1 protein-coding gene is annotated in these 1,359 nt (G+C 59.2%); it reads right to left on the bottom strand.

Going from position 1 to position 1,359, the window contains the following annotated elements; all coding sequences use genetic code 11:
• On the bottom strand, nucleotides 1–1,359 hold a 1,359-nt coding region (locus KPG66_RS09010), incomplete at both ends, for a condensation domain-containing protein (protein WP_237070707.1).

Below are 1,359 nucleotides of genomic sequence, written 5' to 3'. Positions count from 1 at the left end.
GCAGGGTCATATATAGCGTGGCGCCTTCACGCTGCGCCAGCGCTTTAAGTTGCGTGGCGAGCGCGGCCGGCACATGCACTAACACGCCATGGCCCTGTCCACTTGGCACGGCAGGCCGCGGCCGGTCAGTCGGCAGCTCGAGCGCGGCGGGCGCGCCCGACAGTTGCGCGCGCCAGTAATTCAATTCCTGCTCGAGTGCTTGGTCCTTGAACCAGGACCGCTGCCAGAGCGCATAGTCGGCATACTGCACGGGCAGCTCGGATAGGGGCGAATCTTGCTTTTGGCTGAAGGCGGTGTACAGCGCTTCGAGTTCCTGCATCAGCACGCCCATTGACCAACCATCTGAAATAATGTGATGCAGTGTCGCGCTTAGCACATGGCTATCGGGCGCAAGCCGCAGCAAGGCAAAGCGCGCCAGCGGCCCCGTAGTCAGATCAAACGGCTGTTCAGCGATGGCTAGCAGATGACGCATGACGTCTTGTTCAGTCACCTCTTGTGGTACCAACTCCACCGCCCATGGCGAATGGACGACCTGCACGCCGGTCCCCTCAATGGTCTCGAACCGAGTACGCAACGTTTCATGGCGCCGCACGATTTCGCTGAGCGCGGCTTCTAGCGCAGCGATATTGAGCTTGCCTGTCAAGCGCATCGCGATTGGTATCTGATACGCAGCGTCCTGCCCTAGCTGGTTTAGAAACCACAAGCGCTCTTGCGCAAACGATAGAGGCAGGGTGGCAGGACGCGTTTGCGTGGTCAGTGCTGGGATGTTGAGGTCACTGCTTTGCCGCAATGCGTCGAGATGAGGCGTGAGCTCAGCGATAGTGGGCGCTTCGAGCAAAAGACGCACCGGTAATTCCACTCCCAACGCCTGCCTGACGCGAGCTGCCACGCGCATCGCCAACAATGAATGGCCGCCCAGTTCGAAGAAATTGTCGTCGATGCCCACGCGTGGCAAGCCGAGCACTTCGGCAAACAACTCGGTTAGCGTTTGCTCCTGAGGCGAACGTGCAGCACGGTAGCGCTCGGATACAAAGTTTGGCGCGGGTAGAGCCTTTCGATCCAGTTTGCCGTTAGGCGTCATCGGCATGGCTTCCAGCTTCACAAATGCCGATGGCGTCATGTAGTCGGGCAAGCTGCCTTTGAGGTGTGCGCGTAGCGCGGCAGTATCGATTGCGTCATCACTGACGAGATAGGCAACCAACCGTTTTTGACCTGGCTCGTCCTCTCGTGCCACCACAACGGCTTGTTTGACATCGGGGTAGGCAAGCAACTGCGTTTCAATTTCTCCCAACTCGACGCGAAAGCCGCGGATTTTGACTTGATGGTCGGTGCGGCCGAGATACTCGAGCTGGCCGTCTG

The organism is Mycetohabitans sp. B2 (genome assembly GCF_021733735.1).
Classification (GTDB): domain Bacteria; phylum Pseudomonadota; class Gammaproteobacteria; order Burkholderiales; family Burkholderiaceae; genus Mycetohabitans; species Mycetohabitans rhizoxinica.
Note: the sequence above shows the minus strand (reverse complement) of the source record. Positions and strands in the feature narration are given on the sequence as shown.